Here is a 14,251-nt window from a genome sequence, read left to right as displayed (position 1 = left end):
TTATCCGATTCAATGTCTTAGTTTTATCGCCAACCAAAGAGAAACATCCTATATTAAATTCTTAGTCTTATTTATCAAAAATTTTTACAGAGTTCACCCCATAATAACGCCCGCATGCATTTTGCAGCCATAAGACAGAATCCAATGGAATATCTCCGGTCTTAGGTTTTACAAACCACGAATCCGAAGCCTTGAAACGTCCGTAAACTACAACATCTTTCACACCTTTTTGTTTTTCTGCCAATATAATCCTCTCTCTTTCCGCCCATATATCATGAATCCGCCTAAAATCGTTCAGGCTCTGCCAATAAGAATAGAAAAAGACTAATGTGACCATACCTGTAATAATATATAAAGGAACTTTTAATAAGATTACAGAAAAATCAAGATTGGCATACAGCAAACCTGTAGCTGTAAACATCAGTATAAGTATAGCGAACCAAACTCTTTCCGGAAAAATGGGAGCTGCCACCATAGCCAAAATTGCGACTCCCGCTGTAACAGCAAATAACAAGGACAGGAACAATATCCTATTATCATTATCTTTTTTAAATTTAAGATATAATAACATTAATACCAGATAGATAATAGACGGTATAAGGAAATACCTTGTTGCAATCTTTAATATATTTGTAAAACGGTAAAAGTAAAACATGTAGGCCGGCTCTTCTCCGCCCGAACTCAAAGCATTCAGCTCCACTATGTTCCGTACATAGTTCCCCGGGGACAAAAGCATAAAAGCGCAACCCACAACCCCACCTAACAAACCGAACAGCATCCACTTACACATCACCTGCTTCTCTTTTCGGATAAGCAACATCAAACATATTACAAAGAATATCATTGCTACCGCCATATTCTCATTCGTCCATCCGGCAATAATTCCGAACAGGAACATCACTATCCTTTTTATCCGGCTATCTTTTAAGTTATCGTTCAGAAAAGCCGAACAATAAAAAGATATGAAAAGAAATATAAGTAATGTACCCCACAAATAATTCGCACTTCCTGTTATCCAAAAGATATTCTCCACAAGGGAAGGGACTAAAAACCAGATCATCAGGTTAATTCCCACAAACAAAGATATATTGACTTTATTATTTTTATTCGCTATGCAGTAGATAGTCAGGGCTAATGCAACATACCCGATACTATTGATAATGTCGCCTAAAAATATACCGGAGGCCAACATAAACTGCGCTATTGCATGTACAACAGATCTGCCACCCCAGTTAAAATAATGCGCATGTTGATAAGGAATAATATCTGCAAAACTTACCCGTGAACCATCTGCATTCATACTATATATCCAGTCATCCAACGTAATAGGGAAATAATAATTCAGCCCATATATACCGGCGAACAAGAATATGGAAATCAGTATAATATATTTCTGTTCCGAAAGAAACCGCCTTGCTTTCAACATTCAATAAATATTAAGAAAACCATTTACTATTGTTTCATTGCCCTGTCCATAGCCCGTTTATCGTCTTTTTCGCGCAGGCTCTGACGTTTATCATATTGCTTTTTACCTCTGGCAACAGCTATGTTCACCTTGGCAAGCCCCCGGTCGTTGAGAAAGACACGGGTGGGCACAATGGTATAGCCAGTTTCTTTGACAAGGCGTTGCATCTTCTTCAATTCTTTCTTGTTCAGAAGCAGTTTGCGGTCGCGGCGTGCCGAGTGGTTGTTGTAAGAGCCATAGAAATACTCGGCAATGTACATATTGCGTACCCACAATTCGTTTTTCTCAAATATGCAGAAAGTATCCACCAGACTGGCTTTTCCTAAACGTATCGATTTTATTTCCGTCCCGGTAAGTACAATACCGGCAGTATATGTTTCGATAAATTCATAATCGAAGCTGGCCCGCTTGTTCTTTATATTAATGTTTGGTTGATTCATATTTTTTGTTCTGATAACACATATCTTTTGTGAACCTACAAAAATAGTAAATATTAGCCTATTATATTCATTCAAGACTACATTATGTTCTTTGAAAGAATTATTAAGTTATACAAAATATTTATTGATATGCTTTGGCCTGTAAGGACGAATCTTAATACGCCCCTGCAATAGTTTTTTAGTTACGCTATATCCGGATCGAAAATTATAATCCGATAAGGCAGTTTTTTTATATCTTTACATACGAAAAAGTAACGAAATGAAGAAACTTTTATTTTTAATATTTCCCATAATGGTTGCCTTTGCCGCTTGCGGAACTGACGATGGGGTAAGTCCGATAAAAAGATGGATGGGTACAAACGACATAACCGACTTTCAGGCATATGTAGGTGCAACCGGAGGTGCAAAACCTATCACATATGCACTGGATACAATGGGTAGGACCGATAGCGCGAAAAACGCTTTTTACACGAGGAAAATGAACTCTGTATACAATGCCAACCTGTTTAAAGAGATGAGTATTTATTTCAATGAAGACAAGGTAACATATGTCGATTCTGTAGGGCTTTACAAAATAGTATCAACCTATCATTTCAAAAACGATTCCCTCTTCGTTCTGAAAAATGGAAATAAAGATCTCTTTATTGCTATGGGAAATATGGATACTTTATACAGAACAAAAGGTTATGCCCGCTACATAAGTCCTAAGACCGGAAATGATACGACCTCATATCACGATTTCCCGCTCACACCGGATATAGTCGCCAAACTTGCAGGATTCCCGGGCGCCGCTGCTATGGAAAGTGACAACGACACCATCGTATGGCTTAATGCCAAGTATATATTTAAGTAACAGAATCTGAAGAATATTTTTTAACGGTTTGTATTTTACAAGCCGTTTTTTATTTATCTCAGATTTCGATAAAAATGCGTACCTTTGCAGCAAAATTTAAAGAGTACAAGTATATTATGGGAAATTTAGTAGCTATAGTCGGTCGCCCTAATGTGGGTAAATCAACATTATTCAATCGTTTGACCGAAAGCCGGCAAGCTATTGTAGACGAAACTTCAGGGACAACCCGCGACCGCCAGTACGGAAAAGCTGAATGGGGCGGACAGGAATTCTCTCTGGTAGATACCGGAGGCTGGGTTATCAATTCGGATGACGTATTCGAAAGCGAGATAAACAAACAGGTATCCATAGCGATAGAGGAAGCAGACGTTATCCTTTTCCTTGTGGATGTAATGAACGGGCTCACCGATCTGGATTCCAGCGTAGGCAATATGCTTCGCCGTTCCAAGAAACCTATCATATTAGTATCCAATAAGGCCGACAACTTTAACCTGCACCACCAGTCAGCAGAGTTTTATGCTTTGGGATTAGGAGATCCTGTAAACATTTCCGCCATCAATGGCGGAGGAACAGGTGATTTACTTGATTTGATTATCACCAAGTTTACAAAACAAAGTGAGGAAGAGCACCTCGAAGACATTCCTCGTATAGCTATTGTCGGACGTCCGAATGCCGGAAAATCTTCTTTTGTGAATGCGCTCATGGACGAGGAACGGAATATTGTAACCAACATAGCCGGAACTACCCGCGACTCTATATATACACGTTTCGACCGGTTCAATATGGATTTTTACCTTGTAGATACGGCAGGTATCCGCAAAAAGGGAAAAGTTACCGAGGACCTCGAATACTATTCGGTTATCCGCTCCATCAAAGCGATAGAAAACTCGGACGTATGCGTACTGATGCTTGATGCCACACAAGGGATAGAAAGTCAGGATCTGAATATATTCTCCCTGATTCAGAAAAACCGGAAAGGACTTGTTGTCTGTGTAAACAAATGGGACCTGGTTGAAAACAAGGAACAGATCGTTATCAAAACCTTCGAACATGCCATACGCGAACGTCTGGCTCCTTTTACCGACTTCCCTATAATTTTTGCTTCGGCTGTAACCAAGCAAAGGGTGCTGAAGGTACTGGAAACTGCCAAAGAGGTATTTGTCCGCAGAAAAACAAAGATACCCACTCACAAACTGAATGAGGTGCTGCTTCCTATCATCGAACATACTCCACCGCCATCGAACAAAGGTAAATACATTAAAATAAAATACATCACACAGTTACCTAACACACAGGTTCCCACGTTTGTATTCTTCTGCAATCTGCCGCAATGGATCAAAGACCCTTATAAACGATTCCTGGAAAACCGTATACGGGACAACTGGGACTTGTCGGGCACACCTATAAACATTATTATCAGAGAGAAATAGAACAGGATATTTTAAAGCATAAAAAAAGGACAACCCGTCGGTTGTCCTTTTTTAATATTATGATTTTCGATCAATATGCCCATTTCAGATATACGGCACCCCATGTGAAACCGGCTCCGAATGCTGCAAGGATAATATTATCACCTTTTTTCAGCTTCGATTCCCATTCATACAGGCATACAGGGATAGTACCCGAACTTGTATTGCCATATTTCTGTATATTCACCATCACCTTATCGGCAGACAAGCCCATACGGTTCCCCACAGCTTCAATGATACGGATATTTGCCTGATGCGGAACAAGCCATGCTACATCCTCTTTCGACAAATTATTACGTTCCATTATTTCAACGGAAGCATCTGCCATACGTGATACTGCATGCTTGAACACAACCTGGCCTTCCTGATATACATAGTGCATATCATTATCTACTGTTTCGTGAGATGCGGGATGAACCGAACCTCCACCATGCATATGCAGATGTGGAATACCGACACCATCGATATGCAGCGAAGAATCCATTATACCGGCTTCCTCTGTAGTAGGTTCCAACATTACAGCTCCTGCGGCATCACCAAACAGAGGACAGGTAGTACGGTCTTTGTAATTGGTTATCGCAGTCATTTTGTCTCCAGCAACAATAACCACTTTTTTGTATTGTCCTGAGCGAATGAAATTAGATCCAATTTCCAATGCATAGATAAAACCTGAACATGCAGCCTGTATATCGAAGCCTAAAGCGTTTTTTATCCCACAAGCTTCGGCTGTCATTGCTGCTGTAGATGGAAATATAAAGTCGGGAGTAGTAGTGGCAAAAATTATAACCTCAACTTCCTCCGGCTTCGTATTTGTTTTTTCCAGCAACTCCTTCACGGCTTCGGCTCCCATAAAAGAAGTGCCAATACCCTTGCCTAATACATGACGTTCTTTGATGCCTACACGCGACATAATCCATTCGTCGGTAGTATCAACTATTTTCGCTAATTCTTCATTGGTCAGAATATCCTTGGGGATATATGCGCCAACACCGGTAATTGCGGCTCGAATCATTATTATTTTCTGGTTTTGTGAGTACTTAATAAAAAAAATGCCCTATGCAGGGCCTGGAGTTTAGTAAAATATAGATTAAACTGCCGCTCCTTTTTCTATAGCTAATTTGCCTCTGTAGTATCCGCACTCAGGACAAACTGTGTGGAATACATGCCAAGAACCACAATTAGAACATACAGCCAATGTAGGGACTACTGCTTTGTCGTGAGTTCTTCTTTTAGCCGTTCTTGATTTCGACTGTTTTCGCTTCGGATGTGCCATTTTCTTGTTTTATTTAGTTATTTTTATTTATCTGAATTAGAAAAATCAATTTTCTATTATAGTATTCAATCTTCGTCTACAGCAACGTCTTTAAGACCATCCCAACGGGAATCGGTAAATGACGGATCATCATCGTCAAGGGATATATCATCTTCCGAATCGTCGTCCGAATCATCATCCGCACTCTTAGCCCGGTGTTTATTCAACTTGGAAGACATCGCTTTATTGCATGTACCCGGAGGATGCACTTTTTTGGCCGGAAGACTTAATATGATAAACTCATATAAGAACCACGCAATATTAATCTCACCGTCTTCTTCCGGTATAATGACGATTTCGTCGCTTTCTTCTGAATATTCTTTTCCGAATTTGACGATCAGTTTGTTCTTTGTATCGACATCCATCGATATATCATCCAGACATCTGTCGCATGGAACATGAACTGTTCCGGTTATATCAAAATTCAATTCGAAAGTAACGGATGTCTTTTTCAAAGATACCACAACCTTCAAATCTCCTTTTTTAACGTCGGCTGTACCGTCGTCAATCAGAGCGAAAAAGCTTTTATCCAAGTCGTACCTGAACTCATGCTTTCCTTCCGACAAACCTCTGAGAGGTATATTATATAAGCTAAACTTTCCCACGTCCGTATATATAACTCAAAAAAGAACGGCGCAAAGGTACAAAGTTTTTTTTGAATTAAAGAATAAATAATTCAAGTTTTCAGAAATTGGCTTTATCGGGCTTTCCTCCCCTTCTTTTTGCATTTCGAAAAGAGTAAGTAATTATTTAAATTTTACCGAAAATATATCTTATAAGGCCTTTATTCTTCGACGCAGTTCTTAACGGCCGGCGTCTCTTTACCTGCATCCTTGGTAATAGGCCAGGCTGGATTCTTTGCTTCCTTGAACTCAATGAGATACCCGTATCTGGTTCCGGCTTACGACATCGTAGAGAAAATTTTCGGGTAGAAGCGCATAAAAAGAATAGAAATTGATTGATATGACAATTACATTTTCGGTTCTCCATATTATCGGATCAATATCTTTTTCATAGAAGATTCACGGACAGAAAGAATGCATGGTATAATTATTTGATAGGTTTTATTGTCTCCTTTTATCTGTTTAAGCAGTAATTTGCAAGTAGTTTCGCCCATTTTATAAGTTTGATGTGTCATAGCTGTCAAAGGTGGATCTACATAATTGGAATGTATTTCATCAGTATAACCTATCAGGGCTACATCGCCAGGTATACGCAAATTATATTCCCTGATGGCTTTCATTGCTCCAAAAGCGAGGCTATCGGTCATTCCCAAAATAGCATCAGGAGGATTGGGTAACGACAATAACTGGCATGCCCCCTGATAACCCGATTCATAGCCGATATTTTTACAAAATACCAGTTCTTTCTCGATAGGAATCTTATATTCACGGAGAGCTTGAAGATATCCATGCTTCCGTTGTTTAACAATTTCAAGATGATTTGCGCCGCCGATAAACCCGATTCTCTTCGAGCCGGTTTCAAGAAAATGCTTTGTGGCTTCCTGAGCAGACTCTATGTTGTTTGTAATTACGGATGAGAATTTTTGCGTGAGGCTGACACGATCAAAAAAAACAAGAGGCACATTCTGTTCATACAGTGCTTCAAAATGAGAATATTCGATCGTTTCCTGGGACAGGCATGCGATAATACCTTCTACACGTATGTTTATCAAATCTTCCAGGCACTGTTTTTCCAAGTTATATTGCTCATATGATGAAGTAATAATTGTGGAATAACCGTTTTTGCGGGCGATATCATTTATCCCGCTTATGATAGAGGAATAATAGTGGGTTACAATATCCGGTACTATTATTCCGATTATACGCGGGGTATTTTTCAACAAACTCATGGCAAATGGATTTGGACGGTAATTTCTTTTTTTTGCCAATAGTTTAATCTTTTCTTTCATTCCCGGGCTAATTTCCGGACTGTTCTTCAGTGCTCGTGACACTGTTGATACAGATACACCGAGTTCTATAGCCAGATCTTTTAATGATACGGGTTTTTCCATAAATATATAGCTTCAAGATTGATCAAAAATAATATAAACAATCGATTTACGCAAACCTTTGCGTTTGATTTTCCCTATTTGTATGCCACATGAAGAATATGAACTTATACTTTTGAAATAAATTATTATAATACCATGGAGTATAGAGAAATAGGGAAAACAGGGATGAAAGTATCTAACCTCGGTTTTGGAGCTTCATCTTTGGGCGGGGTTTTTCATCCCGTAAAAGAAAAGGACGCTATTGAGGCTGTGTATGCAGCTATAGATAACGGGATAAATTTCATAGATGTATCACCTTATTACGGATATCTGAAAGCTGAAATAGTTTTAGGAAAAGCATTAAAAAATATAGACCGGACAAAATATTATTTGTCGACAAAAGTTGGGCGTTATGGTGAAAACGGAATAAACCAATGGGATTATTCGGCTAAAAGAGTAAAGGAAAGTGTGTACGAAAGCATGGAACGCCTGAATGTTGATTATATTGACCTGATTAATATCCATGATATAGAGTTTGCTGATTTGGAGCAGGTATGTAAGGAAACACTTCCGACTTTAGCTAACTTAAGATCAGAGGGTGTAGTAAAGCATATTGGAATTACCAATCTAACCCTCAGCCATTTGAAGTATGTAATAGATCATGCGATACCGGGAACTGTAGAGAGTGTTTTATCATTTTGCCATTATTGCCTGAATGATGATTCTCTCGTTGATTATCTTGATTACTTTGAGTCAATGGGGGTAGGAATAGTCAATGCTTCTCCTTTCTCCATGGGCTTACTTACTGAAAAAGGTGCCCCTGATTGGCATCCTGCACCTAAAGCTCTACAGGAATTATGTAGAAAAGCAATGCTTCACTGCAAAGCAAAAGGGAAACCGATAGAACGGTTAGCTGTAAAGTATTCCACATCTAATCCGCGCATAGCAACAACTTTGTTCAGTACGGCATCTCCGAAAACTGTATTGCAGAATATAAAATGGGTAGAAGAGGAATTAGATGTGTTACTCTTGAATGAAGTCCGGTTGATTTTAAAGCCAAGATTTAGGGATACGTGGTTGAATAGTTAAAAAATTGTTGTGATGAAAGCAGTTACAATAACAGAAAGAGGCAAAACATCCTTAGTTGAAAAACAGTATCCGGAATTAAAGAAGGGAGAAGTACTGGTCAGAATAAGGTATGTTGGTTTTTGTGGTTCGGATCTGAATACATTTCTGGGCAAGAATCCAATGGTTAACCTTCCGGTAATACCCGGTCATGAAATAGGAGCTGTTGTAGAGGATATTACAGAAGATGTACCGGACAATATAAAGCCTGGGATGGCGTGTACAATAAATCCTTATTCAAGTTGTGATCATTGTTCCTCGTGCCGTAATGGCCGTCCTAATGCCTGCCGGTACAATCAGACATTGGGGGTACAGCGGGACGGCGCAATGTGTGAATATATAGCAGTTCCATGGCAAAAGGTGATTGTAGATCAAGCTATAACTCCAAAAGATTTTGTACTTGTCGAACCTATGAGTGTAGGATTCCATGCTGTTTCGCGTGCGCAGATAACCGATCTGGATATCGTATTGGTTATAGGTTGCGGTATGATTGGTATCGGAGCTGTTATACGGGCTGCTTTGCGTGGAGCGAGAGTTATAGCGATGGATGTTGACAATGATAAACTTGATCTGGTGAAAAAGTTTGGTGCAGCATACACAATTAATTCAAAGACAGAGAATGTTCATGAGTGTTTACAGAAGATAACCAATGGTACAGGACCGGATGTTATAATTGAGGCGGTAGGGGCTCCTGTCACATATCAGACTGCGGTGAACGAGGTTGCTTTTACCGGCCGGATTGTTTGTATAGGATATGCAAAGATGGAAATAGCTTTTGAAACAAAACATTTTGTTCAGAAAGAAATGGATATCCGGGGATCAAGGAATGCTATGCCGGAAGATTTTCGTTCAGTGATGGAATATATGAAACACCATGCAACAGTACCTAAAGATGAGCTCATAAGCCGTATATACAAGCCTGAAGAGGTTCAAAAAGCGCTTGAATATTGGGAGCAAAATACAGGAAAAGTATTCAGGATACTTATTGAATTTTAATATAATTATTAACTATGGAATTCAAAATAATCGACGCTCATGCGCACCTTTGGTATCAGCAGGATACAGAGGTAAATGGACAGAGAATTCAAACGCTGGAAGGCGGCAAATCCCTTTTTATGGGAGAAATACGCCAAATGGTTCCTCCGTTTATGGTTGACGGGAAAAATACAGCCGAGGTATTTCTATCAAATATGGATTATGCGCAGGTATCGGCAGCTGTAATTACCCAGGAATATATAGATGGCATACAAAATGCATATTTGGCAGATGTACAGGAAAATTATCCTGACCGTTTCTTCTGTTGTGGTATGTTCGATGTGCGTCATCACAATTTTCTCAAGCATGCCAAGAAATTGATTGGTCATGGATTTAAGGCGTTGAAGGTACCGGCTCAGCGTTTCTTTTTACCGGAAGGTAGAGTTTATCTGACTTCTGTTGAAATGATGGATATATTTAAATTGATGGAGGAATATAATGTTATATTATCTGTTGATCTGGCGGATGGGATGAAGCAGGTGCCTGAAATGAAGGAAGTAATTTCCGAATGCCCGAAACTGAAAATCGCGATAGGGCACTTTGGTATGGTAACATATAAAGACTGGCAAGAACAAATAAAGCTGGCATTGAATGATAACGTAATGATTGAATCGGGAGGTATAACATGGTTATTCAATGATGAATTTTACCCGTTTAAAGGAGCGATTGACGCTATTCGCGAGGCCGCAGATTTAGTTGGTATTGAAAAATTAATGTGGGGTTCGGATTATCCACGCACCATAACTGCCATTACCTACCGCATGTCTTATGACTTTGTATTAAAATCAACGATTCTGACCGATGAGGAAAAAGCCCTGTTTTTAGGCCAAAATGCTAAAAGCTTCTATAAATTTAAAAGCCTGATAGACCTTCCTTATATAAAAAACATGTCCGAATAGGTATATTATCCGGAACAAACAGGGAAAACACCATATAACCGCCATGAATAACAATCAGAGAAATACCTATGGAATAGCACTTGCACTTATCTTCAGCCTTTTCTTCATCTGGGCTATCAGCAGCAATCTATTACCGACAATGATACGCCAGTTAATGAAAACCTGTGAACTCAATACATTTGAAGCGTCATTCACTGAAACCGCTTATTGGCTGGCCTATTTTATATTCCCTATCCCGATAGCTATGTTTATGAAGAAATACAGCTACAAGGCCGGGATTATATTCGGCTTATGTCTGGCTGCATTGGGTGGTCTTTTGTTCTTCCCGGCTTCGATTATCAAGGAGTATTGGGCATACTTAGGGATATTCTTTATTATCGCTACTGGAATGTGTTTCCTCGAAACTGCCGCTAATCCTTATGTTACAGCCTTAGGTGATCCGAAGACGGCTCCAAGAAGACTGAACCTTGCCCAATCTTTCAACGGGCTGGGTGCTTTTATCGCTGCCATGTTCCTGAGTAAACTCGTACTTAGCGGACAAGAATATACCCGTGAGACTATTCCTGCCGATTATGCCGGCGGATGGGTAGGTTATATTCAGTTCGAGACGGACGCGATGAAACTTCCCTATCTTATTCTGGCCGGGACACTGATTGTTATAGCCATTGTATTTGTCTTTTCCCATCTGCCTAAAATCAAAGAAGGAGATCATGAAGAAGGAGAAAAGAATGATGATAAGCTCATTGACTTTAAAGTATTGAAACGATCTCACCTGCGTTGGGGAGTAATTGCCCAATTCTTTTATAATGGAGGACAGACAGCCATTAACAGTTTGTTTCTGGTCTACTGCTGCACTTATGCAGGAATGTCTGAGAGTACAGCGACTACATTCTTCGGCCTCTATATGCTGGCTTTCTTGCTCGGACGCTGGATAGGAACCATGCTGATGGTAAAGTTCAAACCGCAGAATATGCTTGTCGTATACGCTCTGGCTAATATTGCCTTATGCGGGGCGATCATGGCATTTGGCGGAATGACCGGCTTATATGCCATGCTCGGCGTGTCATTCTTTATGTCAATTATGTATCCTACACAGTTTTCTCTGGCTCTCGAGGGCTTAGGTAAAAATACTAAAAGCGGTTCGGCATTCCTTGTAATGGCCATAGTAGGAAATGCCTGCCTGCCACAACTTACGGCTTATATCATGCACCATAATGAACATATCTATCAGATAGCTTATATCATTCCGCTTATCTGCTTTGTTTTCTGTGCTTATTATGGTTGGAAAGGATATAAGGTCGTGGATTGAGAGTTAGTAACTACCTGGCGGCCCTTAACCACACAGACATGTCGCAATTACCTCTATTGTTCCATGCATAATACGGAATAAGGCTTATTTCAATATCTTTGGCCGAATTATTGACCTTACGATATAGTCTGCCATCCCATTTGTTGTCAGTAAGCAGACGGGCTTTTCCTGTCAGCATCACTACCTTACTGTTATCTATACTGATGGCTTTTGGCTTTAATTTTATATCCATAGGGATGAGGATGTCATGTATCGATACCCCTTCCGGCAAGTCGTTTCCTTCCATACAGTAAACCATCGGACCGTACATTACAGCTATTTGATTGCGGTTCTCCTCAACCATCGGATTCGATTCTATCAATCTGGCTTCGAATGGCATATCCAACTCTATGACGTCACCATTTTTCCAACTGCCGCGCACCTCTGCATAGCTTCCCGGAATCGCCTTTATATCCGTATCTTTACCATTTACCTTTATCGAAGCATTGTCACACCATTCAGGGATACGCAGGAATATGGAGTAAGGTTTCTCCGGAATCTTTTCTATTTTCAGGCTAATGTTTCCATTCCACGGATAATCGGTTGTTTGCGTAATATGAATGTCAGAACCGTCAACACCCTTTGTCTTTAATATATTGCTACCATACAGATTACAATAAATACCTTTATCGGAAGTCGCATATGCATAGCTGTTAGCTTCCGCTATGGTGCGCACTGTGTTAGGCGGACAGCAGAAACAGCTGATATATTCCTGCCTGAAATTACCCCAACGCATTTGGTAAGGAAATTCATGTGTGTGACTTAATGCGTTTGTATAGAAATACTTCTTACCATCAAGACTGATGCCCGACAGGATACTGTTATAATATGTTTGCTCCATAATATCAGCATATTTGGAATCGGCAGAAAGTTGAAGCATCCTGAAATTCCAGAGCATATTACCGATATTGGCACAGGTTTCGTTATGAGCCGTCTCTTGCGGCAACTGATATGCCCGTCCATACGATTGGTGTACTTTCTGTATGCTGTCCGGCTCGTACGCTGTTCCATCGGGAGAGGTACCGTCGTATAAAGCGCCGCAGCCGCCTGTTATATACATCTTGCGATAAGTAACATCGTCCCAGATCGGGTGCAGGCAATCCAAAAGTGTTTTATCTCCCGTTTCCAGATATACATCGGCTACACCTGCATACAGGTAGTTGGCGCGGACGGCATGTCCCATAGCTACTTTTTGCTCGCGGAACGGAATTCTGTCCTGATTATCATCGGTTCCGTTTTCTACCATCCCCCGAATGTCTATGAGGCTTTTTGATAATTCCAGATATTTCGGGTCTCCGGTTGTCCGGTACATCTCTACTACTCCCATGTAATGTGATGGACAGATTGCACTTCTCGCCAATTCGTTGGTTGCTGTTTTATAGAAATTATAAAGGAAATCGGTAGTCTTAACAGCTAAATCCAATAGCGACCTTTTGCCCGTAGCCCTGTAGTGTACACAACCTGCTGTCATCAGATGTCCCATATTATAAGTCTCGAAATGGAGTCTTTCCTCAAATCCCTTTTTCGCACCGGGATTATTCTTGTGAGCGACGATTGTGGCTGTATGGATATATCCGTCTTCACGTTGTGAGAGGCGGATTGTTTCGATGAAACGATCCATCAATTCATCCAGCTTCGGATCTTTGGTAATAGCGTAAACGGCAGCAGCGCCTTCCAGCCATTTATACATGTCGCCATCGAAAAAAGGAGGGTCTTTGTGCTCACCTTCTTTCAGTCCGGCGGCAATTTCAAAATTGCGGTAAGCATGACTCAGTTCCGGATTGTCGAATATCCGCCACATGTTGTATAGCATGGTATCTTTACATACATCGAACCGCTCGGACCAGAAGCCTTTTGTCCAAACTACATCACTCAGATCTACACTATGCATCTTTGCATAGGGACTTTTGGTCGTGTTGGTCAATCCTTTCGTCTGAGCTGATATTGTTGCAGCTAAGCAAATGGATAGAAAACATAAGGATAAACTTTTAAATTTCATTCTGTATTATATTTTTACACATATTAACTATATAATGTTAAAACTTGACAAATATGACATATTTTTCACTATTTCCACAATATACATTTCACATATATTAACCATTCTCGATTAAAAGGTAACAAAAGTAACAGATATATCAGTTAACAGTCAACAGTTAGCAGTTAACAACTTGTATCTCGTACCTTGTCTACTTGTAACTATTCCCAAAAAGGTAACAAAGGTAACAGAAATCAATGTGCCGATTAATCAATTTGCCGATGTGCCAATGTTTTTAACGAAAAATGAAAAACGAAAAATATTTTTAAACGAA

13 protein-coding genes are annotated in these 14,251 nt (G+C 40.0%); 6 read left to right on the top strand and 7 right to left on the bottom strand.

The genetic code is table 11. From position 1 onward, the window contains the following. Window positions 1-67: 67 nt before the first annotated feature. Together B3317_RS02080 and smpB are read right to left on the bottom strand one after the other, a co-directional pair. On the bottom strand, window positions 68-1,426 hold the full coding sequence (locus B3317_RS02080) for a DUF3329 domain-containing protein (protein WP_291108130.1): 1,359 nt from the start codon (window positions 1,424-1,426) through the stop codon (window positions 68-70). Between the two features lie 26 nt (window positions 1,427-1,452). After that, window positions 1,453-1,905 carry an SsrA-binding protein gene (smpB, locus tag B3317_RS02075; protein WP_044215471.1) on the bottom strand — a complete coding sequence of 151 codons (453 nt, stop codon included), beginning with the start codon at window positions 1,903-1,905 and terminating at the stop codon, window positions 1,453-1,455. Window positions 1,906-2,164: 259 nt separating this feature from the next. Here smpB and B3317_RS02070 point away from each other — a divergent pair, with 259 nt between their 5' ends. Then, the gene (locus tag B3317_RS02070; protein WP_291108125.1) at window positions 2,165-2,758 is read left to right on the top strand and encodes a hypothetical protein; all 594 of its coding nucleotides are present in this window, start codon (window positions 2,165-2,167) and stop codon (window positions 2,756-2,758) included. A gap of 116 nt (window positions 2,759-2,874) precedes the next feature. After that, window positions 2,875-4,188 (top strand): ribosome biogenesis GTPase Der, encoded by a 1,314-nt coding sequence (gene der / locus B3317_RS02065; RefSeq protein WP_291108122.1) that lies wholly within the window; start codon window positions 2,875-2,877, stop codon window positions 4,186-4,188. 70 nt (window positions 4,189-4,258) lie between these two features. Here the strand turns inward: der and B3317_RS02060 are convergent, their stop codons facing one another. The 4 genes from B3317_RS02060 to B3317_RS02045 form a co-directional block, all read right to left on the bottom strand. Continuing rightward, on the bottom strand, window positions 4,259-5,239 hold the full coding sequence (locus B3317_RS02060) for a beta-ketoacyl-ACP synthase III (protein WP_291108119.1): 981 nt from the start codon (window positions 5,237-5,239) through the stop codon (window positions 4,259-4,261). Window positions 5,240-5,314: 75 nt separating this feature from the next. Then, window positions 5,315-5,500: a 50S ribosomal protein L32 gene (gene rpmF, locus B3317_RS02055; protein WP_291108116.1), complete on the bottom strand. Its 186-nt coding sequence runs from the start codon at window positions 5,498-5,500 to the stop codon at window positions 5,315-5,317. Window positions 5,501-5,565: 65 nt separating this feature from the next. Further along, a complete protein-coding gene (locus tag B3317_RS02050) occupies window positions 5,566-6,144 on the bottom strand; it encodes a YceD family protein (RefSeq protein WP_291108113.1) in 579 nt (192 codons plus the stop codon). Window positions 6,145-6,530: 386 nt separating this feature from the next. Further along, window positions 6,531-7,553 (bottom strand): LacI family DNA-binding transcriptional regulator, encoded by a 1,023-nt coding sequence (locus tag B3317_RS02045; protein ID WP_291108111.1) that lies wholly within the window; start codon window positions 7,551-7,553, stop codon window positions 6,531-6,533. A gap of 135 nt (window positions 7,554-7,688) precedes the next feature. Here B3317_RS02045 and B3317_RS02040 point away from each other — a divergent pair, with 135 nt between their 5' ends. Genes B3317_RS02040 through fucP form a run of 4 tightly spaced genes read left to right on the top strand, consistent with a single transcriptional unit; the run spans window position 7,689 to window position 11,900 of the window. Then, entirely contained in the window at window positions 7,689-8,621 is a 933-nt protein-coding gene (locus B3317_RS02040; protein ID WP_291108108.1) for an aldo/keto reductase, read from the top strand. 12 nt (window positions 8,622-8,633) lie between these two features. Next, window positions 8,634-9,653: a zinc-binding alcohol dehydrogenase family protein gene (locus tag B3317_RS02035; protein WP_291108105.1), complete on the top strand. Its 1,020-nt coding sequence runs from the start codon at window positions 8,634-8,636 to the stop codon at window positions 9,651-9,653. Window positions 9,654-9,667: 14 nt separating this feature from the next. Next, window positions 9,668-10,591, top strand: a complete 924-nt coding sequence (locus tag B3317_RS02030) for an amidohydrolase family protein (protein WP_291108101.1) — start codon at window positions 9,668-9,670, stop codon at window positions 10,589-10,591. A gap of 43 nt (window positions 10,592-10,634) precedes the next feature. Further along, window positions 10,635-11,900: an L-fucose:H+ symporter permease gene (fucP, locus tag B3317_RS02025; RefSeq protein ID WP_291108097.1), complete on the top strand. Its 1,266-nt coding sequence runs from the start codon at window positions 10,635-10,637 to the stop codon at window positions 11,898-11,900. Between the two features lie 10 nt (window positions 11,901-11,910). Here the strand turns inward: fucP and B3317_RS02020 are convergent, their stop codons facing one another. Next, window positions 11,911-13,938: an aceric acid hydrolase gene (locus tag B3317_RS02020; RefSeq protein ID WP_291108094.1), complete on the bottom strand. Its 2,028-nt coding sequence runs from the start codon at window positions 13,936-13,938 to the stop codon at window positions 11,911-11,913. Window positions 13,939-14,251 lie beyond the last annotated feature (313 nt).

The sequence above is a fragment of the Dysgonomonas sp. UBA7710 genome (genome assembly GCF_002482385.1).
Classification (GTDB): Bacteria; Bacteroidota; Bacteroidia; order Bacteroidales; family Dysgonomonadaceae; genus Dysgonomonas.
This window is presented reverse-complemented; position numbering and strand designations above follow the sequence as displayed.

What these genes read in the sequence shown, in the direction of transcription:
- B3317_RS02080 (WP_291108130.1), bottom strand. Translation starts at nt 1,426, where the DNA reads ATGTTGAAAGCAAGGCGGTTTCTTTCGGAACAGAAATATATTATACTG.
- der (WP_291108122.1), top strand. Translation starts at nt 2,875, where the DNA reads ATGGGAAATTTAGTAGCTATAGTCGGTCGCCCTAATGTGGGTAAATCA.
- B3317_RS02060 (WP_291108119.1), bottom strand. Translation starts at nt 5,239, where the DNA reads ATGATTCGAGCCGCAATTACCGGTGTTGGCGCATATATCCCCAAGGAT.
- B3317_RS02020 (WP_291108094.1), bottom strand. Translation starts at nt 13,938, where the DNA reads ATGAAATTTAAAAGTTTATCCTTATGTTTTCTATCCATTTGCTTAGCT.
- B3317_RS02070 (WP_291108125.1), top strand. Translation starts at nt 2,165, where the DNA reads ATGAAGAAACTTTTATTTTTAATATTTCCCATAATGGTTGCCTTTGCC.
- B3317_RS02045 (WP_291108111.1), bottom strand. Translation starts at nt 7,553, where the DNA reads ATGGAAAAACCCGTATCATTAAAAGATCTGGCTATAGAACTCGGTGTA.
- B3317_RS02035 (WP_291108105.1), top strand. Translation starts at nt 8,634, where the DNA reads ATGAAAGCAGTTACAATAACAGAAAGAGGCAAAACATCCTTAGTTGAA.
- B3317_RS02040 (WP_291108108.1), top strand. Translation starts at nt 7,689, where the DNA reads ATGGAGTATAGAGAAATAGGGAAAACAGGGATGAAAGTATCTAACCTC.
- fucP (WP_291108097.1), top strand. Translation starts at nt 10,635, where the DNA reads ATGAATAACAATCAGAGAAATACCTATGGAATAGCACTTGCACTTATC.
- B3317_RS02030 (WP_291108101.1), top strand. Translation starts at nt 9,668, where the DNA reads ATGGAATTCAAAATAATCGACGCTCATGCGCACCTTTGGTATCAGCAG.
- rpmF (WP_291108116.1), bottom strand. Translation starts at nt 5,500, where the DNA reads ATGGCACATCCGAAGCGAAAACAGTCGAAATCAAGAACGGCTAAAAGA.
- smpB (WP_044215471.1), bottom strand. Translation starts at nt 1,905, where the DNA reads ATGAATCAACCAAACATTAATATAAAGAACAAGCGGGCCAGCTTCGAT.